At 37.5% G+C, this 23,626-nt stretch carries 17 protein-coding genes and 2 tRNA genes; 8 read left to right on the top strand and 11 right to left on the bottom strand.

Going from position 1 to position 23,626, the window contains the following annotated elements:
- Positions 1–278 precede the first annotated feature (278 nt).
- The 3 genes from GM418_RS01930 (at position 279) to GM418_RS01920 (ending at position 4,494) form a co-directional block, all read left to right on the top strand.
- Positions 279–1,409, top strand: coding sequence for a glycoside hydrolase family 88/105 protein (locus GM418_RS01930; RefSeq protein ID WP_158862611.1), 1,131 nt, complete (start codon positions 279–281; stop codon positions 1,407–1,409).
- Between the two features lie 34 nt (positions 1,410–1,443).
- Positions 1,444–3,609, top strand: coding sequence for an alpha-galactosidase (locus GM418_RS01925; RefSeq protein WP_158862609.1), 2,166 nt, complete (start codon positions 1,444–1,446; stop codon positions 3,607–3,609).
- Positions 3,610–3,843: 234 nt separating this feature from the next.
- Positions 3,844–4,494, top strand: coding sequence for a sulfotransferase family protein (locus GM418_RS01920; RefSeq protein WP_158862607.1), 651 nt, complete (start codon positions 3,844–3,846; stop codon positions 4,492–4,494).
- Positions 4,495–4,497: 3 nt separating this feature from the next.
- Here the strand turns inward: GM418_RS01920 and GM418_RS01915 are convergent, their stop codons facing one another.
- The 5 genes from GM418_RS01915 to GM418_RS01895 form a co-directional block, all read right to left on the bottom strand.
- Positions 4,498–5,739: a radical SAM protein gene (locus GM418_RS01915; protein ID WP_158862605.1), complete on the bottom strand. Its 1,242-nt coding sequence runs from the start codon at positions 5,737–5,739 to the stop codon at positions 4,498–4,500.
- A 360-nt stretch (positions 5,740–6,099) separates the two neighbouring features.
- On the bottom strand, positions 6,100–7,893 hold the full coding sequence (locus GM418_RS01910) for an FG-GAP repeat domain-containing protein (protein ID WP_158862603.1): 1,794 nt from the start codon (positions 7,891–7,893) through the stop codon (positions 6,100–6,102).
- Positions 7,894–7,900: 7 nt separating this feature from the next.
- Positions 7,901–9,655, bottom strand: coding sequence for an arylsulfatase (locus GM418_RS01905; RefSeq protein WP_158862601.1), 1,755 nt, complete (start codon positions 9,653–9,655; stop codon positions 7,901–7,903).
- 72 nt (positions 9,656–9,727) lie between these two features.
- Positions 9,728–10,987: a serine hydrolase domain-containing protein gene (locus GM418_RS01900; protein WP_158862599.1), complete on the bottom strand. Its 1,260-nt coding sequence runs from the start codon at positions 10,985–10,987 to the stop codon at positions 9,728–9,730.
- Positions 10,988–11,316: 329 nt separating this feature from the next.
- Positions 11,317–12,621 (bottom strand): SO_0444 family Cu/Zn efflux transporter, encoded by a 1,305-nt coding sequence (locus GM418_RS01895; protein ID WP_158862597.1) that lies wholly within the window; start codon positions 12,619–12,621, stop codon positions 11,317–11,319.
- 376 nt (positions 12,622–12,997) lie between these two features.
- Here GM418_RS01895 and GM418_RS01890 point away from each other — a divergent pair, with 376 nt between their 5' ends.
- A complete protein-coding gene (locus GM418_RS01890) occupies positions 12,998–13,201 on the top strand; it encodes a hypothetical protein (RefSeq protein ID WP_158862595.1) in 204 nt (67 codons plus the stop codon).
- A 313-nt stretch (positions 13,202–13,514) separates the two neighbouring features.
- On the opposite strand, the gene GM418_RS01885 is transcribed toward GM418_RS01890, so the two are convergent.
- Complete coding sequence (locus GM418_RS01885; protein WP_158862593.1) at positions 13,515–14,915, bottom strand: NfeD family protein; 1,401 nt, start codon at positions 14,913–14,915, stop codon at positions 13,515–13,517.
- Positions 14,916–15,260: 345 nt separating this feature from the next.
- Here GM418_RS01885 and purB point away from each other — a divergent pair, with 345 nt between their 5' ends.
- Together purB and GM418_RS01875 are read left to right on the top strand one after the other, a co-directional pair.
- Complete coding sequence (purB, locus tag GM418_RS01880) at positions 15,261–16,607, top strand: adenylosuccinate lyase (RefSeq protein WP_158862591.1); 1,347 nt, start codon at positions 15,261–15,263, stop codon at positions 16,605–16,607.
- 24 nt (positions 16,608–16,631) lie between these two features.
- Positions 16,632–18,452, top strand: a complete 1,821-nt coding sequence (locus tag GM418_RS01875) for an ABC transporter ATP-binding protein (protein ID WP_158862589.1) — start codon at positions 16,632–16,634, stop codon at positions 18,450–18,452.
- Positions 18,453–18,465: 13 nt separating this feature from the next.
- Here the strand turns inward: GM418_RS01875 and GM418_RS01870 are convergent, their stop codons facing one another.
- From GM418_RS01870 to GM418_RS01860, 3 genes are all read right to left on the bottom strand, one after another.
- On the bottom strand, positions 18,466–19,182 hold the full coding sequence (locus tag GM418_RS01870; RefSeq protein ID WP_158862587.1) for a (Fe-S)-binding protein: 717 nt from the start codon (positions 19,180–19,182) through the stop codon (positions 18,466–18,468).
- A gap of 77 nt (positions 19,183–19,259) precedes the next feature.
- Positions 19,260–19,332, bottom strand: a tRNA-Trp gene (locus GM418_RS01865).
- A gap of 153 nt (positions 19,333–19,485) precedes the next feature.
- Positions 19,486–19,570 (bottom strand) — tRNA-Ser (locus tag GM418_RS01860).
- 280 nt (positions 19,571–19,850) lie between these two features.
- Here GM418_RS01860 and GM418_RS01855 point away from each other — a divergent pair.
- Both GM418_RS01855 and GM418_RS01850 read left to right on the top strand, forming a co-directional pair.
- On the top strand, positions 19,851–20,123 hold the full coding sequence (locus tag GM418_RS01855) for an HU family DNA-binding protein (RefSeq protein WP_158862585.1): 273 nt from the start codon (positions 19,851–19,853) through the stop codon (positions 20,121–20,123).
- Between the two features lie 71 nt (positions 20,124–20,194).
- A complete protein-coding gene (locus GM418_RS01850; RefSeq protein ID WP_158862583.1) occupies positions 20,195–20,881 on the top strand; it encodes a TrmH family RNA methyltransferase in 687 nt (228 codons plus the stop codon).
- Here GM418_RS01850 and GM418_RS01845 read toward each other — a convergent pair.
- Positions 20,878–21,513, bottom strand: coding sequence for a cysteine hydrolase family protein (locus GM418_RS01845; protein WP_158862581.1), 636 nt, complete (start codon positions 21,511–21,513; stop codon positions 20,878–20,880). The two genes, GM418_RS01850 and GM418_RS01845, sit on opposite strands and share 4 nt — an antisense overlap.
- Before the next feature lie 128 nt (positions 21,514–21,641).
- Positions 21,642–23,594 carry a protein-disulfide reductase DsbD family protein gene (locus GM418_RS01840; protein ID WP_158862579.1) on the bottom strand — a complete coding sequence of 651 codons (1,953 nt, stop codon included), beginning with the start codon at positions 23,592–23,594 and terminating at the stop codon, positions 21,642–21,644.
- Positions 23,595–23,626: the final 32 nt, after the last annotated feature.

The following is a 23,626-nucleotide window of genomic DNA, read 5'->3' as shown; positions in this document are numbered from 1 at the left end:
TTTTTATGTGGCTGAATGGTAAAATAGATGTACGAACAGAACGATACTTTTTATGTTTCGGTGTTTAAATGTTTATATAGTATCCTCTTTTTTTTGATTGTATTTTTGGATTATTTTTATTCTGTCTTTAAACGATTTAGAAAAGAAACTGTCCAACCGTTGTTACTTAAACCAATTAAATTTCGATGAACATTTTCATTTAAATTTTGAGCGAATTGTGTTTTAACTGAAAATTTGCAATTTAGTGTTTTGTTTAAACTAACAATTGCTAAATCAAAATGAAAACGATTAGAATTATACTCTCGTTAAGCTTCCTGATTTTGTTTTTTACGGAAGTTTTTGCACAGGAAATTCCTGACAGGAAAGAGGTTTTGGAGCAAATGGTTTTGGCCAATGAATATTTTATGAAAAAATGGCCGGATACCGGAAAAACGATTGTTACCAACCGGGAACGCCCCAGTAATATCTGGACACGCGGTGTTTATTACGAAGGATTAATGGCATTGCACCAAATTTATCCCAAATTGGAATATTACGATTATGCCGTGTCTTGGGCTGAATTTCATCATTGGGGAATGCGTAACGGAAATACAACACGAAACGCCGACGACCAGTGTTGCGGGCAAACATATATCGATTTATACAATATTTTACCGGAACCTAAACGTATAAAAAACATCAAGGTTTGCACGGATATGTTGGTAAATACTCCGCAGCTTGATGATTGGTCGTGGATTGATGCCATACAAATGGGAATGCCGGTTTTTGCAAAGCTGGGAGCGTTGTTTAACGATTCGATATACTTTGAAAAAATGTACAAAATGTACATGTTCACCCGAAACGAACATGGCGAAAATGGCCTGTTTAACGAAAAGGATGGATTGTGGTGGCGCGACGCTGATTTTGATACGCCTTACAAAGAACCCAACGGAGAGGATTGTTACTGGAGTCGCGGAAACGGTTGGGTTGTTGCTGCACTGGTTCGGGTTCTGCAAATCATCCCGGAAGATGAGGCACACAGGGAACAGTATGTTAACGACTTCAGGAAAATGATGGAGGCATTGGTTTCTGTTCAGAGACAGGATGGTTTTTGGAATGTAAGTTTACACGACCCGACAAATTTTGGAGGGAAAGAATTAAGTGGAACAGCTTTGTTTGTTTACGGTATGGCTTACGGTGTAAATACGGGATTGCTTTCACGTGAAAAGTATTTGCCGGTACTGTTAAAAGGCTGGAAGGCAATGGTAAAAGAAAGTTTGCATAAAAATGGTTTTTTGGGATATGTGCAGAGTACAGGCAAAGAACCAAAAGACGGTCAGCCCGTCACCTACGACAAACAACCCGATTTTGAGGATTATGGCCTTGGCTGTTTTCTTTTAGCCGGAACTGAAGTGTATAAATTGAAATAAACTTTTTTTTAACTTAAACTAATAAAAACCAAATATGAAACGATTAATTTATCTGTTTATTCTGAGCCTCTTTTGTGGTAATCTGCTTGCTCAGGAATCACCGATTTTTATTGAAACAAATAATACAGCCCTGGTGTATAAAACCGACCGCCAGAATAAACTGATGCAGGTTTATTTTGGTGAAAAGCTAAATGATGCTGATGAATATTCTAATCTTTTTAGCCAGAACGAAGCATACATGCCTGCCGGAATGGACAATTTATATGAGCCGGCAATCCGGTTATTGCACAACGATGGAAATCCGTCGCTGTCACTAAAATTTGAAGGCGTAGAAGTTTCTAGAGTCGATGAAAATGTTTCAGTTACTCAAATTACTTTAAAAGATGATGTTTACCCGGTAGAGGTAAAATTATTTTTCAAAGCTTTTAAAAATGAAGACGTTATTGAAGCCTGGACTGAGATTCAGCACAACGAGAAAAAGCCGGTTATGCTTACTCATTTTGCCTCATCGATGTTGCAGTTTGATAAGCGCGATTACTGGCTTACGCAATTTCATGGCGACTGGGCAAAAGAAATGCTAATGCAGGAAAGCCAACTTACCAGCGGAATAAAAGTTATTGATAGTAAACTGGGAACGCGTGCCAATAAATTTCAGGCGCCCATGTTTTTTTTATCCATGAATGAACCTTCCACGGAAACGAAGGGAGAAGTGGTTGCTGCTACTCTCGCATGGACAGGAAACTTCCAATTTAATTTTGAAATTACACCAACCAATACACTTCGTGTTATTTCGGGAATGAATCCGTATGCTTCGGAATACCATTTAAAACCTAACGAAATTTTTAAAACACCTGATTTTATTTTTACTTATTCATTTGAAGGAAAAGGACAAGCCAGTCGGAATTTGCACAAATGGGCGCAAAAATACCAGGTGCTGGATGGTGAAGGTGAACGGCTTACGTTGCTAAATAACTGGGAAGCAACCTATTTTGATTTTAATGAAGACCGTTTGGTGGAACTGTTTGACGGAGCCAAAAAATTGGGTGTTGATTTATTTTTGCTCGACGATGGCTGGTTTGCGAACAAATACCCGCGAAATAATGACCGCGCGGGCTTGGGCGACTGGCAGGAAAATAAAGAAAAATTGCCGCACGGAATTGGTTATTTGGTTGAACAGGCCGAAGCTAAAGGAATAAAATTCGGAATTTGGATTGAACCGGAAATGGTAAATCCTAAAAGTGAATTGTATGAAAATCATCCCGACTGGATTTTGAAATTGCCCAATCGCCCGGAACATTATTCTCGTAACCAGTTGGTTCTGGATATGGCAAATCCTGAAGTGCAAAAGTTTGTGTATGATGTGGTTGACCAAATGTTGACCAAACATCCTGAAATAGGATTTATAAAATGGGATTGTAACCGCGAAATGACCAATGAATATTCGCAATATCTGGGCGAGAATCAGTCGCACATTTACATCGACTATGTAAAAGGATTTTATAACGTAATGGAAGATCTTCGGGAAAAGTATCCTGAACTTCCAATTATGCTTTGCTCGGGTGGGGGAGGCCGCACCGATTACGGAGCAATGAAATATTTTACCGAATTCTGGCCCAGCGACAACACCGATGCCTACGACCGGATTTTTATTCAATGGGCATATTCTTACTTTTTTCCGGCAAATACCATTTGTAACCACATTACTTCAATGGGTAACCAGTCGTTAAAATTTCGTACCGATGTGGCAATGATGGATAAAATGGGGTACGACATCCGTGTGGAAGAGTTTACTGACGAGGAACTCGCATTTAGCCAGCAAGCTTTGAAAGATTATGACCGTTTAAAAGACGTAATCTGGTTTGGCGACATGTATCGCCTGATTTCTCCTTATGAGGAAAGTCGTGCCGCGTTGATGTATGTACACGAATCAAAGGAAAAAGCCGTTTTCTTCTGTTTCGACATCTATACCTACCGCGAAAATATTACCAACCCGGTAAAATTTCAGGGGCTGGATCCGGATAAAAAATACGAAGTAAAAGAAATTAATGTTCAAGAAGGAAGAAGACGCGGGCCTTTTATGGGGCCTAATGCCGGAGATAGTGTTTATTCCGGCGATTATTTAATGAAGATTGGATACAACGTGCGCGGGGGGCGGGAAGATTTAAGCAGCCACGTTTATGAAATAACGGAGGTGAACTAGTTCCGGGAAGACCTTGGTTTTAGGATAGATTATTTACATAAGTATAAGTTTGGTAGTTAACTGTTGATTTAGTGTCAATGTGTTGATTTTTAGTATATTGTGTTTCTGTATCTTGCCTGTTTTTATAATCTTGTGTGGTTGAGATGTATGATATATGATGAAGCACCGGATAGCCAATTTGTAGGGTGAACCGTTGTTTTCTTGTATTCTATTTCAAAAGAAAGAATTCAGATAATGAAAGTTTTTGGAATAGGATTAAACAAGACGGGAACAACTACATTAGGACAATCACTGGAAATTTTAGGTTTTGAAAATCATGTGTCATGCAATGGACGATTAGTAAAAGCGCTCACAAAAAATGATTATTCATCTATTTATGAAACAGCAGAAATCAATAATAATTTTGAAGACTGGCCCTGGCCATTGGTTTACAAAAAAATGTATAAAAAATATCCGGACGCAAAATTTGTACTGACAGTAAGAGAAAGTCCGGAAATCTGGTACAACAGTTTATGCAAGCATGCTGAACGCACGGGGCCCAAAAAAATAAGAAAACGTATTTATGGTTATTATATGCCCCATTATCGTAAACGTGAGCATATTTCATTTTACGAAAGACATAACCAGGCTGTAGTCGATTTTTTTGCACAAAATGCGCCTGAAAATCTAATTGTTGTTTGTTGGGAGAAAGGCCAAAACTGGAAAGAACTTTGTAATCTTTTAAATAAACCGGTACCCGAAGTCGAATTTCCTTTTCTAAATAAAGCTACGGATAAAACAAATGAAGTGAAAAAAGCAAAAGTTATTCATAATTCGATAAAACGATTGGTTTTTAGTGATAGAGGTGCTATTGAAAAACTATCTTTAAGATTTTTGAGTAGATAGAGTTTAGTATTCCCGAAGACCTTTTTCAATATGTTCCATTTGCCATACCTGAAAAAGAAGCTGGCTTTCAGGAGCATTCTGAGGTTCATTTTTAATTAATTTTTCTACTTCTGTTTTTTGATTTTTTGTGAGTGTCGTTGGCCGAAACGAATTTTCCATTCGGATAAAATAAGTTTTATGTTTCAATTTTAGTTCCCGGTTGTTTCCATCGGGTTTATTTTCTGAAATAACCATTGCTTTATAGTCAATTGAGTTATCTTCAAAATTTCGGATAAAGCCTTTTTCTGTAATCACCTCGTCTGAATCAGCGAGTACGTTCGTAATTTGTTTTCTGAATCCTGCTTTTTGAAAACGGTTTTTGAAATAGAATGAGCAGTAATTGATGCCGATGTCAAGTTTTTTTTCTTTGGCATGGTTTAGAATTTCCAGTGCCGTCAGTTCCGATTCCAAAACAATGGGGTGTTCGGCGTGAATGTAAGTGTAATTTCTTTTTGAAAGTTTCGGCGCGTTGTGTTTTGTCAGCCTCAGTTGATGTAGGTTCAGGTTGGTAACACCGGCTTTTATCATCTCTGGCAGGAGTTGTTTTAGCCTTTCTTTTTCTTCAGGAACGGCCGGGATTTCTACTGTTATGTTTGGGATAATCCCTTTGGCAAGCTTAATTTTATCAAGTTTAAAGCCGGTGGCACCAATGTCGAACCGCACTTCGTTTAACCCGGCCGAAGCAAGCTTTCTGAATTTCTGTTCATCGGCTAAGATTCCATTGGTATACATCCACGTGTAAATATTCGGGTCGCACTTTTTGCGTACCTGTTTTAAATACTGAAGTGTGCGGTCGAAAAACAGCAAGGGTTCTCCGCCACTAAAACTTACGCCTTTAAATTTGAAAAAATTGATGTATTCAGCATAACTCTCCGGCGATTCAAAATTTAATCCCTGGGTACTTGGCGTTTCATCGGCAAGTTGCGATGCCGGACAGTAAAAACAACTGGCATTACATTTGCCGGTTATGAACAAACAGCTCCAGCTTCCCAAACCACAAATCATACATCCTTTTGAGATTTGTTTATGGTAGGGTTTCGTCTCTTTAAAAAGCCAGTTTTCTTCCAGTTTTTTAATTAGTTCTTCTCTCCTTTCGCTTGCTTCTGCTGTGTTGTAATAGCCTGCCCATTTTAAATCAGGGTATGCTGAAAATGTATCCTTGTTTTTATTTACCAATCCGTTCAGATACGCATCAAATGCTTCCATCAAAAAATAAAATAAATGATAAATACTAATTAATTAACGGGGGGTGACAAGGATTGGAATTTTATAATTCAGAAAAAATATAGAGGAAAATGAGCAAAAACTCCAAAAGAAGAATGCCCCGTTTGGTCTTTTCAAACCGGAAACTTATTAATTTTTGAAGCTGTAAACTTTGTCTCATTTTATTTCAATATCTGCTTCAAAAATATAAAAAAATGATATTCGAAAATATCTTGCCTGAAAAAAGATGATACAAGTTAATTGGTTTGTTATAAGTTTTTTATGTTGGGGTTGGTACGTGAAAGTAAGCTGGAAATATTACTGAGTAGTCAAAATAATGGCAATCGTCTTCTGAAGCAAAGGTTAAAACTTAGAGTAATTATTTTTTGAATCGATCCATTCTCTCAGAAAAAAATAAATGTTTCCATCTTCGCAACCGGAAATGATATCGAGACTGCCGTTTCCATCAACATCAAAAGTAATTGGAGAATCGGTATGCCCCTGCAGCCGGATGCTGTCACTTTTTATAAGTTCTCCACTCCATTTGAATACAGATACGTTATTTTCTGATTTCAAACATTCCAAATAGACAAAATTACATCCGTTATCGAGGTTTTGTTTTCCATCTTCAAATCCACCATTTCGAATAATATCCAGATCACCATCGTTGTCCCAATCAGCAAGTGAAAATTTTATTCTGCCATTTCGTCCCGGAACTTCATTTGTACAAAACCTCAAAGGGAAACCATTTTCATCGGTAAAAGGATATGTCGCCGGTTTTAAACCAAGGGTTCCATCTGTTTTCCAAAATCTCGGATAACAAGCCAACACACCTTTTTCGTCAATAGTAAGATAATCTGGCAGACCGTCTTTATTCCAGTCAAATGCAACCGGCTTACAACGCCATTGTGTTATTAAAACATCCGGGGCAGGGATGTAACGCATTCCTTCCGGGTAAACTGGCTGTGCGTTATTCCAGTCAATGGTTATTTTTTTTGGGGAGGCCAAAATCGGTTTATTTTTGGTGCCGGTATTTTCAAAAAGAAGATTTTCTCCGGAAACTGTACCGGCAACAATGTCAATGTCACCATCCATATCCCAGTCGCAAGCTTCCGGGCATAAATAGCCCCAGCGCGCTTCACCCGGACCCTGAACAGAACCAAACTCTCCTGCTTGTATTCGAATTATTTGACCGTCTGCTTTAAGTCTTTTTACCGGTTTGAATTTTTTTTCATGGTTTTCATACAATTCCAGAAATCCGGCAGCCGTTCCAACAATAATATCAATGTCGCCGTCATTATCCCAATCGCAAAGAGCAGGAACACTTGCACAACCACTCTTTACATTCGGATTTTTTTGTAAAATATGTCTTTCCTGCTGTAATGTTCCTGATTCATTTTCAATAAAAGTAATATGCCCGCTTTCCTGTCCGATAAGTAAATCGGGATCATTATCACCGTCCCAGTCGCAAACAAAAGGACGGATAAAAATGTCTTCGAGTAATTCTTTTCCACCCACTGGTAACCGTAAAGTATCAGCATCTTTCCCGGTAACCATTTCGAGGTGCCATCTCGATGTTATAAATCGGTCGGCAAGTCCGTCACCATCCCAGTCAATTTCACCACAAGCCTTCCATCCGGGATTCTCAGCAGGTATCGGTTTGTCAAACGTGATGTTACCCTGGTTTGAAATATTAGTAAAAAGCTCGCCTTCGCAAAATATATCAAGCAAACCGTCATTGTTTATATCACCAATAAACGAGTGTCCCTCTTTGTCTCCCAATTTGATTCCTTCACTTAAAAGTGCATTGCCTGGAGAGCCAATATTTTCATAAAAATACAAGCCTGCAAATGTGCCGACAGCATTTCCACCCCGGCCAAAATTGGCCAATATATCAATGTCGCCATCTTTATCAAAGTCGGCACCGTTGAGACGTCCCCATCCACCACCTCCAAAACGGCCGGTAGTTTCAGAATTTCCAACTTTTAATATGCCATAACCATTTGATAAGTCTTGTGAGAGCCACTTGTTTTTTTCAGACGAACAATTGGTCAATAAAAGAGACAATAGAATACATTTGGAAGCAAATGAAAAGGGTTTCGTTTTTATCGGAACATCAATTTTCATTTTATCCCTGACTAAAATGTTGTATCCCAAATACGTATTAATTTATACGTTCTATTTCCACCCAAAACGGAAGAATATTTTTGCCTGCTACCGAATAAAAAGGAACCAGTTCACCCTCTGTTTCAGTAAAGTGCACATTGTGCATTTCAATAAGATCGGTATCTGTAATGTTGATTTTTTGATGGATTACGGGGCCTGTTTCCAATGTCATTTTTCCTCCGCCTTTTACCGTTTTTATAAACTTAAAACGGATATTGTAATTTCCTTCCAGAATTTTCACATGCCACTTCCCATATATTTCTTCCTGCGACCAGATTCCACGTTCTCCGTCTGCGTCGTTTCTGTTTAAAATTACCGGATTTTCGTTTTTTGTTCCGATAACCGGGACTGGCGGGTGAAGTATATTTCCGGAGTGAATCAGTTCCTGGTAAATTTTATCCAGTTTGGTTTTTAAATTTTTTGCAACATCAGCTTCTTTTGTAACAAGATTGGTTTGTTCGTAAGGGTCTTTCTCAATATCAAACAACTCAAAGTCCTGAATGTCGGCATTATAGTCGGTGTGCCCCACAAGCTTCATATTTCCCTCCTGAATGGAAATGTTATTGTAAAGTTCGGGATACCGGCGTGTCCAGTAAAAGAAAAGCGGACGGCTTGCCCAGTCGACGCGTCGGTTGTTTATCAGAGGCAGCAGGCTTTTCCCATCAATAATTCTGTCTTTTGGAATTTCAGCTCCGCATATTTCAGCCAGCGTGGGTAAAATATCGATGTGTGCGGTGGTTGTTTCAATGTCTTTATCGCCTTCAAATGCAGCCGGGTATCTAAAATAAAACGGAACCCTCACTCCTCCGCGGTACACACTTCCTTTTCGCCCGCGCATACCTGCTATATAGCGAATTTGCTGCGGCCCGTTGTCTGTCATAAAAATGGCTATCGTATTTTTTTCAATTTGCAGTTCATCAAGCTTTTTAAAAATTTTTGCCAGGTTGTCATCAATGTTTTCAACCATCGCGTATACTTTCCGCGCGTCTTCTTTGTTTTGTTCCGTCATTTTAACAAACGGACGCTCGTCGTTTTCAAAACCTGATGCCGGATCGATATTTTTATATTTTTGATAGTATTCATCAGGAACCTGCAGAGGCGTGTGTGGCGCATTAAAAGCGAGATAACAAAAAAAAGGTTTTTCTTTATTGTTTTCGATAAACTTAATTGCCTGTTGTGCAAAAATATCGGTACAATAGCCATCGTATTTTTCCTGTATTCCATTGTGCCACAAAACCGGATTGAAGTAGCTGCTGTCGCCCTGAAACCAGGTAGTGAAATCGCCAACCTGCCCCATTCCGCCTGAAAGATGGATAACCGACTCGTCAAAGCCCTGATCGTTGGGGCGGCTTGGATAATTATCTCCCAAATGCCATTTCCCAAATATGCCGGTTGAATATCCGATATCTTTCAACATTTCAGCAATGGTTATCTCTTCAGGTGCCATTGTTGCTCCGCCGTTGTATGTGTCGCGAACACCTGTTCGGAGAGAAAATCTACCAGTCATTAAACTCGATCGGGTAGGGGCACAAACAGGCGAAACATAAAATTTGTTGAAACGGATACTTTCCCTGGCAAATTGGTCTATGACCGGAGTTTGGATATGCGGATTTCCGTTGATCCCTAAATCTCCGTAGCCCTGATCATCTGTGATAATAAGCAGTACATTGGGATGGGAAACATTTTGAGCTGTTCCAAATGAAAACAGTATTGATATAAAAATACAAGTAGAAATCAGGTTTTTTAGGTTCATGGTTGTGGAATTGAATTATTTCCACAAATTTATCGTATTGGAATGACTTTCAAAAATAAAATTGATTTTCTGTTAGCTGTTGTCATCTGCCGGTTCATCTTCCGTATATTCGGTTAGAATGTGTTTATGGTCACTAAATTCAAATAGTATATTTAAAAAGGTAGGTACGGTTTCCGAAGCGATTGGGTTCGGCGAATTTGTAAGGTAGGCTATTCCAATGTTTTCTTCTTTACAATATGCAATTTCTGTTTTATAACCATTGACATACCCTCCATGATAGGCAACTTTTCTTCCTTTGTAACCAATTATTCTCCACCCGATGGCATATTGTTTTGAGTCTACTTTGTCCCAGCGTCGTAAATAAGCTCTTTTTAAAGGTGATTGAACTTGTGGTGTAAAAACAGTTTGGATGATGTTGTCGTTTATTTCTGCGCTGTTTTCATTTGTTAAATGAAGAAGGAACTGTCCCATATCAGAAATACTCGCGTTTATTCCTGCCGCAGGTGCAGTGGAATAATACCGATCGTTTAAGCGCATTGTACGGTAATGCCCTGCACTTCCATAATGAGGGTAAGCTTTGTTTGGATTGTTTTTAAAGGAACGAAATCCGGTAGAAGCATTTTTCATTCCAAATGGGTCGAATACCTTTTCGTGAATTATATTGTCAAACTTTTTAGATGTCTTGATCGCTGCAATCGTGTCGTATAAACTAAACATTACATTCTGATAGCCATATAATTTTCCGGGTGATGCCGAAATATCAACAGAATACAAGTTGCTCATTATTTTACTTAGGGGAACTTTTTCTTCCACCATGTTGTCGTAGGCGTGTGGTATTAGCCCCGAAGTATGACTTAACAAATTTCGTATTGTGAGATTTGTTGTACTTTCCTGATTTTTTAATTTGAAACCGGGAAGATAGTCTATAACATGATCATCCAGATGAACAATGTTTTCATCATCGAGTATTCCTGCTAAAACACCGGTGATGGTTTTAGAAACAGAAGCTAATCTGAAAACAGTATTTTTATTGATGGAATCTTTTTCTCCTGTTTTTTTTACTCCGTAGCATTTTAGAAAAGCTATTTGATCTTTGTAGGTAACTACGAGAGCAGAACCTACTGAGCCGGAATTTATTATTTCGGAACTGATTAAACTGTCGTATTCCCTTATTACACTTTCTATTTCTAGTGGCTTTTTTTCTGGTTCTTCAATAGCAAACGTATCAACCTCCGGCGTATGAAATTTATCGGCTGATACTTTTTGAATTCTAAATGTAACAAAACCTACAACCACAACAACCAGCCCAGCCAAATACAAAAATTTCCTCATCCCAAAATCTAATTTTGTTGCGTTCCCTTTTAAATTTTTTATTACTATTTCCTGTTCCTGAATGATAGTAAACAGATTTATTTCCAGATTTTACCAAACTCTATCGCTTTTTTAATTCCTGAATTTAGTAAGCTGCAATCTAAATCGCTCGCAAAATATAAATCCTGAGAGAAAAAAGAAAGAGTGTTTACGACTTTTTATTGGATTTTTTTGAAAAGGTAAAATGCGGGTAAGTGTTTTTCGGAGCAAATGTCCATTTTATTTTTTGTGAAAAACGTTAGATATCTGTCGTGTTTTGTAGAAAAAAGCTATTTTTTAATTTGGGAGTACTATTCCATAAATTTATAGCCTAAGCCGTTAACCGTTTGTTTTATTTTCTCGAGATTAATATTTTTTCCGGTAATTTTTACTGTTCCGCTATTATTATCGGCAATAACTGTGTTTATGCCTTCTATTTTTTCGAGGTTATTTTTTACTGATGCTTCACAATGAGAACAAGTCATTCCGGAAACATTTACGGTAATACCTTCCTCTTTTTTCATTTTCCTTTGTTTGCTTAATTTCGAGTAAAAATAACCGCCTATCATTGAAAATACCAGTATTGCAGCTGAACTTAATTGCAACCAGTAAGGTAGCATTTCATGATTCCCGTCGTGTATATGTACTACTTTACTTAGAATAAAATCGGTGGGTAATAACCAGTTTGTTAATAAACCGAATAAAACAGCTCCTCCTATTATTGTTGTCAGATACACCGCTAAAGATTTTCGTCCCATTGTTTTCCCGAGTACAGTCATAGTTGCCACATTGGTTGCAGGCCCTGCCATTAGGAAAACCAAAGCGGCCCCGGGAGAAACGCCCTTCATGAGAAGCACTGCTGCTATTGGGATTGACCCTGTGGCACAAATGTAAATTGGTACAGAAGCTGCAAGAACAACTAATATTTCAACCAGCCCCATTCCCTGGAATGAACTGAAAAAATCGTTGGGTAAAGCAACTGAGATTAGTGCTGCTGCTAAAAAACCAATAACTAACCATTTGGCAATATCTTGCAGAAGTTCGAAAAAGGCATAATCTGCGGCCCGGATTATCGAGTGTCTTTTGTCGGTAGTTTTGGGCTCGTGGCAATTACATGAATCGTCATCACATGTCGCTCCAGATTTTTCCAATTTAGCGGTGTCAATTTTAAAATTTCCAAAGGGCGATTTAGGTGTTGTTTTTTCTTTTATAAAAATATTGGTAAAAACACCCCCCAGAATTCCTGTGAAGAATGCGACAACCGGTCGCAAGACAGCAAAAGGCCAGCCTAACATTGAATAGGTAGCCAATATTGAATCAACTCCGGTTTGTGGTGTCGAAATTAAAAAGGAGTTGGTTGCGCCTTTCGATGCTCCGTTTTTGAAAAATGAAATTCCGGTGGGAATTACTCCACATGAGCAAAGTGGCATTGGAATTCCAAGTAGAGAAGCATTTAGTGACGATTTGAAATTGGATTTGCCTAAATATTTGTCAATATGTTTTTGAGGAAAATATACTTTTAGTATTCCTGCAAAAACAAGTCCAAGCATTAACCATGGAGCCATTTCCAAAAGGAGGTACCATAGTTCAGCAAAATATTTTTCTATTAGTTCCATGATGTTCAATTTAAAAAACAAATGAATAAAGTGCTTGTTTTGTGAATGCAAATTAAATGTGTTTTTAAATGAAAAGATTATATAATTATTGGTAATGATTTCAATATTTAAGATAAAGGGTAACTTAATAGCCCGGCAAACAAAAGAAGTTGTATTTTCTTATTTTGTCCCCATGCGGCTTTTTTATGTATATGATTTTTAAAATACCCCATAACCCTAATTAGGTATTTTGTTTGATTTTGGGTTTATTAGATTGTGTTGTTGTGTTGTTAAGCTGCTGGTTGTTAGTTTTTTATTGTTTTTGGTATTTGTGTTGCAATTGTTTTTGTATATCGAAGTTTGATGTTTTACCAAAGAATTTACAAACTGAAAAATCATGAAAAGGTCAGTTTTAACAATGGCAACGGTTAATCAGGGCGGAAATGGCGGAGGTGATGCAGATAACGATGAAGCAACACACAGTGGCAAAATTAACATCTCAACGATTGCTCTTGTTGATGTAGAATCAAGCAATGGTGGAGAAGTCGGAACAATAAATTTGTTTCCCTTGGTAACTAGTCTTGAAGCTGGTGAAGCTTAGATTTCGGGACTGCAACCAACGAAGATTTATGATTTAAATATACATCAATTGTTACACAGATCGGGGCTAACGCACAACAAAAAATTGCAGTTGAATTGGACAATACAAAATTAGCAGAACTGATGTCAAAAACTTACGATGTACAAATTACATATACGACAACAAGCGAGGACTAAAAAGAAAGATAAAGAATAAGGGTAAAAAGTAAGAGATAAAAAATAAGTTAATAAAAAAGATACAAAACAGCGTTTAGGCAGGTTGAAAGGCTCGCTTTTTTGTTTGTATCTGAAGTGGTCTTGCCTGAGTAATAAGATTACTCTTCTGTTTTTTCCACATACAATTGAGTTGCTTCAACTTTTGTGATAATTATTTTTTCATCTCTGTCAATAAAACCGTTTTCTGCGATGGCATCGTAAACTTCATTATCAACAAGAACTTTACCTCCCGGGCGCAAAACCGTTTTCGATGTACCTGTTTTTCCTTTTAAGGCGAGAAACGAGTTTTCAACACTGAGGTATCCTTCGCTTTTGTTTTGAACTGTTTTTAAGGCCATATTTTTAAAAGGGCCTGAATTTGCTGAAAATATTCTGTTTCCGAGATATAGTGCCAGCACAAAACCACCAAAAATTCCAAGCACAACTGTTGTCACTGCTATTCCCACGCCGCGCAATTCAACATGTTCAAATTCAAAATTTACATTGTCGATAAGGCTTAGTACTAATCCAACAAAAATAAATAGAACTCCAAATATGCCGGCGACTCCAAAGCCCGGGATTACAAATATTTCAACGGCAACCAAAATTATTCCTAAAATAAAAACTACAATTTCCCAGTTCGCAGCCAATCCTTCGAGATACAGAGGAGCAAAATAGGCCACAGCAGCCAGGATGGCAACTCCGAGCGGAAATCCGATTCCCGGTGATTGCATTTCAAAATAAATTCCTCCGATGATTGCCATTATTAAAATACCTGAAATGACAGGGTGGACGAGCCAACCAATAATTCGCTCAATCCAGCTAGGCTCATATTTGACAATATTGTATTCTTTTATACCAACCTGGTCCAGAACATCTTCCACTGTTTCGGCTGTTCCCTCACAATACCCATTTTCCATTGCTTCGGTTGGTGTAAATGTTAATACTTTGCCAGTGTCTATTATTCCTTCTATAAATACTCTGGCATCAACCATGGCTTCAGCAATTTTAGGATCACGCCGCCATTGGTAAATTGTGTCGCTGCCGGAAATAATTGTGTCTTTTCCGTGTGCTTCCGCAGTTGCACGCATTGTCGAACGCATGTAGCTTTGATATTTATCGGGCATGGCCTGACCGGTTTGATTGACAACGGTTGCTGCACCAATACTTCCTCCCGGTCTCATGTATATACTGTCACAGGCAATTGAAATCAGTGCGCCGGCAGATGCTGCATTGTTGTCGATAAAAACAAAAACAGGAATTTTGCTTTGTAGTATTTTTGTCCGGATTGAATCTGCATCCAAAACTGTTCCTCCGTAGGTGTTCATGTGGATTAAAAAAAGATCGGCGTCCAGAGTGTCTGCAGCCTGAAAAGCTTGCTGTGTTTGTCTCCATGTGGCTTTTGTTATCTCCTGATTGATGTTGAAAACATAAACCAGTTTCTCGTTTTCTTTTTGTCCCAAAGCAGGAAAGCAAGAAAAGAAGGCAACAAGTAGGATGATATTTTTTAGGTGTTTCATCTGTTATTTCGAAAAATTATCGTTCCGGCTTTTAATATTGGCTCGACAACATATTTATTAATATGCAATTTCAGAAATATTTTTAATTGCTAAAAGTAATTGAACCATTAATTGTATTTGTTTATTTTATTTGGATTAATTCGTATTTACTGATTTTATCTTCAGCGGATTGTTTATTAAAGTTGGTTAAATCTCGATTTATCAAAAAATCATATCCATCTAATTTGTTAAATTTGCATGGTTATTAAATAAAACTGATGAAACACAGTATTAAAAAGCTTCTTTTAAGTTATTCATAATGAGAAAACTATATTGTGTTTTTCAGGAAAATAATTATATAATCGAATGAAATTAAATGCTTTAACGGCCATTTCTCCGGTTGACGGAAGATACAACAGCAAGGTAGAAAATCTTTGGAAATATTTTAGTGAATATGCCCTGATAAAGTACAGGCTTTTTACTGAGGTTGAATATTTTGTCTCACTTTGTGAAATTCCGCTTCCACAGCTTGCAGATATCCCGCAGGAAAAGTTGAATAAATTGCGTGAGCTTCATAAAGATTTCTCGGTGGAAGATGCGCAGCGCATCAAAGACATTGAAAGTGTTACCAACCATGATGTTAAAGCTGTTGAGTATTTTATTAAAGAAGAGTTTGATAAGCTTGGTTTAGGAAAATATAAGGAATTTATACATTTTGCACTTACTTCGCAGGATGCGAACAATACCGCTATTCCCAAATCGATTCAGGATGCTTTGGAAAATGAATACTATCCCCTGTTGCAGGAATTGATAGAGAAACTGCTCACTCTTGCTATTGAATGGAAAAGTGTTCCGATGTTGGCCAAAACTCACGGTCAACCAGCTTCTCCAACAAAATTGGGAAAAGAAATCAGAGTTTTTATCGAGCGGATAATGGTGCAGCTGGTGCATCTGAAATCCATTTCAATTGATGCCAAGTTTGGTGGTGCCACAGGAAATTTTAATGCTCATTTTGTGGCCTATCCCGATGTGAACTGGGAAGAGTTTGCAAATAATTTTTGCAGGGAAAAACTGGGCTTAAATCGTTCTCAGTTTACTACCCAAATTTCGCATTACGATAATCACAGTGCCATATTTGACGCGCTGAAAAGAATAAATAATATTATTCTTGATTTGGATCGTGATATTTGGACCTATGTTTCGATGAACTATTTCAAACAAAAAATTAAAAAGGGAGAAGTAGGTTCGTCAACCATGCCACACAAAGTAAACCCAATCGATTTTGAAAATTCAGAAGGAAATATAGGAATTGCCAATGCCGGATTTGAGCAATTGGCGTCAAAACTTCCCGTTTCACGTTTACAGCGCGATTTGACCGACTCAACGGTTACCCGCTTTATTGGTGTTCCTTTTGGTCATACGATTATTGCAATAAAATCTACTTTAAAAGGTTTAAATAAATTGTTACTGAATGAAACAGCCATCCAAAAAGACCTGGAAGATAACTGGGCGGTGGTTGCTGAAGCCATTCAAACCATTTTGCGCCGTGAGTTTTTTCCAAATCCCTATGAAGTATTAAAGGATCTTACGCGCAAAAATGATATAATCAACAAAGAGGCAATTCACAATTTTGTTGATTCGCTTGACGTTGATGAAAAAATAAAAACTGAACTAAAAAAAATTACTCCGCAAAATTATACCGGTATTTTTTAAAGTTCAACTTATTAAAGCTATTTAATGAAAGACTTTTTCAGACTGCTCCGTCGTTTTGTTCCGCCATATAAATGGAAGCTGGTTTTAAATATTGTATACAACTTTTTGAGTGCCATTTTTGGAGCTTTTTCTTTTTTGTTACTTATTCCTACGTTGCAAATTTTATTTGGCATAAAGGAATTGGTTACCGTGAAACCCGACTTTAGTTTAAGTATCAGCTCGGTTGCTGAATATGTGAATTATTATATTAGTGAAATAATACAGCAGCATGGCCAGGAGAGAGCACTGATTTTTATCGGGGTTTTTATTATACTGAATGTGTTTCTGAAGACCGGATTTTACTATCTGGCAAACTTTATGATTGTGGCCATCCGAAATGGCGTTGTACGCGATATTCGTTCAATGATTTACAAAAAAATTATTTATCTCCCACTCGGATTTTTTTCGGAAGAAAGGAAAGGGGATATAATGGCGCGAATGACAAATGATGTAAACGAAGTAGAAAATTCAATTATGAATTCGCTTGACATGATGATTAAAAATCCAATTTTGATTATTGTGTCGGTTGCAGTGATGATTTATATGAGCTGGAGTCTTACTTTGTTTGTATTTATTGTTTTTCCTGTAGTTGGTTATATTATTGGCGCCATTGGTAAAAGTTTGAAAAAGAAGTCGCGTAAAGGACAAGATAAAATGGGCGAGATTTTATCGATTATTGAAGAAGATCTATCCGGCTTGAGAGTGATAAAATCGTTTAATGCTGAGAAGAAAGCCACAGGCAGGTTTGAAAAGGAAAACCAGAATTACTTCCAGATTATGAACCAGCTGATGTGGAGACGGTTTTTAGCACATCCTGTAAGTGAGTTTCTGGGCACAACGCTGATTATTGTTGTACTATGGTACGGAGGGAGACTTGTTCTGAACGGAAACAGCTCACTTGATGCCGCAGGATTTATTGGTTACCTGGTTTTTTTCTATAATATAATCAATCCAGGGAAGGCATTCTCAACCGCGCTCTACAGTGTTGAAAAAGGTCTGGCGTCAATGGAGAGAATCGACCGTATTTTGCTGACAGAGACCAATATTGTTGAGAAAAGAGATGCAAAAGAGATAACTGAATTCAAAGAAAGTGTTAACTATAAAGATGTTTCTTTTTCGTATGGCGCTACGCCTGTTTTAAAGAATGTCTCGCTTAAAATTGAAAAGGGAAAGACCATAGCTTTTGTGGGGAAATCGGGTGGGGGAAAAACTACTTTGGTTGACTTGCTGCCGCGCTTTTGGGATATTTCAGAAGGCGCAATTGAAATTGATGGAATTGATTTACGTGATCTGAAAATAAGAAGCCTGAGAAATTTAATAGGGAATGTAAATCAGGAACCAATTCTGTTTAACGATACTTTTTTTAATAACATTGCTTTTGGAATGGAAAATCCAAAAACGGAAGATGTTGTTCACGCAGCGAAAATTGCCAATGCTCATGATTTTATTATGGAGTATGAGCAGGGGTATGACACGCCGATTGGTGACAGGGGAGATAAATTGTCTGGGGGGCAAAAACAACGGATTTCTATTGCGCGTGCGGTTCTGAATAATCCGCCCATACTGATTTTGGATGAGGCAACTTCAGCGCTTGATACGGAATCGGAACGACTGGTTCAGGATGCGCTTGGGAAATTGATGAAGAACAGAACCTCGCTGGTTATTGCTCACCGTCTTTCAACCATAAAAAATGCTGATCTGATTTGTGTTGTTCATAAAGGCAAAATTGTTGAAAAAGGGACACACGACGAACTATTAAACCTAAACGGACACTACGGGAAGTTGCATAAAATGCAGGTTTTCTAAAGTATTCGTTTTATTAAGAAGAAGCCAAAACATCGGCGAGGTGTATTGCTCTGATAGGCAGTTTTTGTTTTTTTATATAAGCTTCGATATTTAGCAGACAAGAGGCTTCGGTTGAAATAATATACTCTGCGCCTGTTTTTAACGCGTTTTCAACTTTTTGTTCGGTCATTGCAGCTGATATGTCATGAAATTTAGCGGCAAAAGTTCCACCAAAACCGCAACATGTTGTTGTATCTTCCATTTCAATTAACTGCAGCCCTTTTATATTTTCCAATAGTTTTCGTGGTTCCTTTTTAATTCCGTACTCACGCAATCCGGCACATGAGTCATGAAATGTAACTTTGTGGTTAAATTCTGCCTGAAAATCAGTAAATCTCAAATGGTTCACGAGGAAATCAGAAAACTCGAAAATATGCGGAACCAGTTGTTTGAATTTGTTTAATTGAGCTTCTCCTGTTAGCAGGCGTTCATAATAGTTTCTTATAAAACCGGTACACGAGGCCGAAGGAGAAACAATTGTTTTAGCCTCGGAAAAATCGGTTAGAAATTTTACAGCCATAGTTTTGGCTTCTTTCCAATAGCCGCTGTTAAATGCCGGTTGCCCGCAACAGGTTTGTTCAGGATTGTAATTTACTTCACAACCAGCCTTTTTTAAAATGTCGATAAAATTTGCAGCTGTTTTGGGATAAAGCTGGTCTATAAAACAGGGAATAAAAGCATTAACCTCCATTAGGAATAAAATTTTAGTGAAAATAGAAAAATGAAATGGTGTTAAAAAAGAAAAAGCTGTATTTCTACAGCTTTTTGCACGGGAGGAGAGACTCGAACTCCCGACACCTGGTTTTGGAGACCAGTGCTCTGCCAACTGAGCTACACCCGTGTTTCTTTTTGCGAGTGCAAATATAATAATTCAATTTGTATTACCTAAACTTTTTTGTGCAGTAGAAGCGCCTATTTTCCGGTTTCACACACAAAAAGTTATTAACAATAAAACAAATAAAAAATCCACCAGTTAAAACCGGTGGATTTTCTGCGGAGAGAGAGGGATTCGAACCCCCGGTACCTCTCGGTACAACGGTTTTCAAGACCGCCGCATTCGACCACTCTGCCATCTCTCCAGGCGCGACAAAAGTAGAATTTTTTTTGAATACACAAAAACCTTTTAGTTGAAAAATAACTTTTTTGATGAAAAAAAAAGATGCGTTTGGTTTGGTTTTTTAAAACTTATTTCGGAATTTAGTGAAGCTATAAAAAAGTTCTCTGAAACTATTGATTTTACTGGTAGTCTAGAATGCCGAAGAGTTTTATTTTTCAATTTTAGACATGGAATATAAGTTTTAGAAAATTATTTAATACACTTATTTTCAATAATTTAATAATTATTTAAATTTTTGCCGTATGAACAAAGCACAATTAATTGATGCAATGGCCGAAAAAGCGGGCCTAACTAAAGCAGACGCTAAAAAAGCTCTTGACGCATTTGTTTCTGCAACTACTGATGCCTTAAAAGGTGGTGATAGAGTTGCACTTATTGGATTTGGCTCATTCTCAGTTTCTGAACGTGGTGCCAGAACAGGAAGAAACCCGCAGACGGGTAAAGAAATTACAATTCCAGCTAAAAAAGTTGTAAAATTTAAAGCTGGTGCAGAATTAGCAGACGCTGTATCGTAACTGAAACGGATAGAAAGAAAGGGAAACAAGCAATTGTTTCCCTTTTTTTATTTTTGTTTAAAATGGTATTTATGCTTAAAAATCTTCTCGGCTATCTGTCAAAATTTGTAACCCCGGCCAGGTTGGCTCTTTTTGAAAAAGTTTTAAATGAACGTACAAATTATATTACTGTCGTTCTTGAAGATATTTTTCAGCCGCAAAACGCTAGTGCCGTATTACGTTCCTGTGACTGTTTTGGTATTCAGAATGTACACGTTATTGAAAACAGAAATGAGTTCTCTGTCAATAAAGAAGTGTCTCTGGGCTCTTCAAAGTGGCTAAGTATTCAAAAATATAACAAGGAAGAGCATAATAGTCTGAAGGCTATTAAAAAATTAAAAAAGGACGGTTATCGTATCATCGCGACAACTCCACATGCCAACGATCAGACACTTCATGAATTTGATGTGGAAAAAGGAAAAGCCGCATTGGTTTTCGGCTCTGAACTGCCAGGTGTTTCTGAAGTAATTATGAGTGGAGCTGATGAATTTTTGAAAATACCGATGTACGGATTTACCGAGAGTTTTAATATTTCCGTTTCAGCAGCTTTGGTTTTGTACGAAATTTCAAATCGCCTGCGCGAATTGGATTCGGAAATATGGAAACTGTCAGAGAATGAAAAAGATGAAATAAAATTGGAGTGGATAAGAGCAACCGTCAAACAAAGTCAGTTGCTTGAAGAACGTTTTTATACAGAAATGACAAAAGGGCAGGATTAGTTTACCATTTTAAAAAAATCATCGAGTGGGATTAACTTAACTCCTTTTTTCTCCCAATTTTCAAATGGTAGTGGTATTTTGGGAAGTTCTTTGATAGCATCCTTAATCACAATAATGTTTTTGACTTTTCTGTTTAATCCTTTTACAGCATAATCAACACATACATTGGTTGTAACACCATAAACAACCACTGTGTCAGGATTAATCATTTTTAAAATTTTTTTTGTCCACGGATTCCCTGAAAATACATCAAATGCATCTTTTCGTATGATAAAATTTCGGTATTTATTAAGGTCGAGAATCTCGGGTGTAATCAAATATTCCTTGTTCCAGTCAAATATTACTGGATCTTCCGGAGCAGTTTCTTTTACATAATCAGCACCTTCTGTTCCGGCCATGCAATGCTCAGGAAATGTTTTTATAAAATCGGGAGAAGAATCCAATTCAGGCGAATTATAAAAATGATGATCAGCCGAGTTAACCACCCGTATCATTTTTTTTTCAGCAAACTCTGTTAATCTTTTCCATTTGTTTTTGAGGTTTTCTGCACCTTCAACATAAAGTTTTCCATCAGGTTCCACAAAGTCTTTTTGTGTATCAACATTCCAGAATAGCCAATTGGAAAAATCCATTGTTCTTCTTTTATAAAATTCTTTTAAATTTATTTATTTATAATGATTCTTAAGTGTTCTAAATGTTAAATTTTTATTGCAAAAAAAAACCGGAGAAATTCCGGTTTTAATTTTTGCCAATATATTTTTTAGATTCCTTTCTCAAGAAATGTTTTAAATTCTTCATCGTCAAAAGTAACACTCATTGTATATTCAGTGCCATCCGGTTCAACGATAGCATGATACGGAATTGTGTTTGTTCCGTATTTTGAAATAAGAAGATCCAGATTTTTCTGTCCCATGGTCTTTTTTACTTTTCCGTCAACGTCTGAGTTTATCCATTCATCTTCGGGTAGTTTTGTGCGGTCATCTGTGTACAAACCAATAATAACATATTTTTCTGATAGTATTTGTAAAGCTTCCGGATCTGCCCAAACCGAGTTTTCCATTTTTTTGCAGTTTGCACACGCGTGCCCTTTAAAAACAACAAATGCAGGTTTTCCCTGTTCCTGTGCACATGCAAGTCCCTGTTCATAATCAAAATATCCCGGCAATCCATGTGGAAGGTGAAGTTTGTCGGCATATTTGGCCGGGCCGCAAAGTTCTTCAGTTGATGAACTGTGAACAGCATTGGAAGAAGTATTTTGCGTCAAATATGTATTCGTGCCTGCCGGTGGAATTAGTGATGAAATTGAAGACAACGGATTTCCCAATAAACCGGTAAATAAATAAATAACAAAGGTAAATGTAGCAATCGAAAGAAATAATCTTCCAACACCAACATAAGGTAAATCACTGTCGTGCGAAAATTTGATTTTGCCCAGAAAATACATTCCTAAAATGGAGAATACTACAATCCAGATTGCCAGATAAATTTCGCGACTTAATATTCCAAGACCGTAAACCTGATCAATATTGCTCACAAATTTTAACCCAAATGCCAAAAGGATAAAGGCAAAAACAACTTTTATTGCATTTAGCCAACCGCCCGATTTGGGAAGTTTACTTAATGCAGAAGGGAATATAGCAAGCAATGTAAATGGAGTTGCAAAAGCCAATCCAAAGAAAAACATCCCAATCAGAGGACGCATTCCGCCATCCTGAACAGCTTGAATAATAAGTGCCCCAATAAACGGTCCTGTACACGAAAATGAAACGATAACGGTTGTTAGCGCCATAAAAAATGCTCCAATCAACCCACCTTTGTCAGCCTGAGAGTCGGTTTTGTTAACCAGACTGCTGGGTAGGACAATCTCAAAAGCTCCGAAAAAGGAAATTGCAAAAACAAGGAATAAAATAAAAAACAAGAGGTTTGGAATCCAGTGGGTACTTAAGATGCTTCCAACATTTGGTCCGAAAATTCCAAAGGAAAATAAAGCTCCCAGTAAGGTGAAAATAAGTACGATTGAGAATCCAAAAAAGAATCCGGTTCTTATGGCTTTACTGCGGTTTTCGCTTCCACGAATAAAAAAAGATACTGTCATGGGTATCATCGGGAATACACAGGGAGTCAAAATGGCAGCCAGACCAGCCAGTGCCGATATTAAAACAAATAACCAAATGGTTTGTCCGCTGGCCGAGCCCGATGTCGATGAGCTTGTAATTTCTTCATTGGATGTCGGAGACAGTCCTGTTTCGCCTGATGTTTCACCTTTGTTAAATGTAAACGAAAATTCGGTTTCATTGGGTGGAGTACAGGTTTCGTCATTGCAACTCATAAAAAGGACATATCCTTTTATTTCTATTTCGTTATCGCTGAGTAACTTAATTTTCTGAGTTAAAGTAGCTTCATGACTAAAATATCCTACGTTCATTTGAAAAGTTTCATCAAAAACCTTAACCGGTTCGGGATTTTTTTGAATATCCCCGATAAATTCAAATTTTGTGGAATCATCAAAAACAAATGCTGTTGCGATTGGCCCTCCTTCCGGCAAATATGTATCATACAGGTGCCAACCATCCTCAATTGAAGCTTTAAAGATTAATTCTACTTCGTCTCCGTTTTGTTTGGAGTCAAAGGTCCAGGAAGTCGGGTTTACAATTTGCCCTTTTACAAACAGGACTGATAGTACCAAAACAATAATAACTGATATTTTCTTCATTTTAATATGGCGTTTTCTTCTATGTTAAATAT

Source organism: Maribellus comscasis, from assembly GCF_009762775.1.
GTDB classification, from domain to species: Bacteria; Bacteroidota; Bacteroidia; order Bacteroidales; family Prolixibacteraceae; genus Draconibacterium; species Draconibacterium comscasis.
The sequence above is the reverse complement of the archived record's forward strand: the minus strand, read 5'-3'. Positions and strand labels throughout refer to the sequence as shown.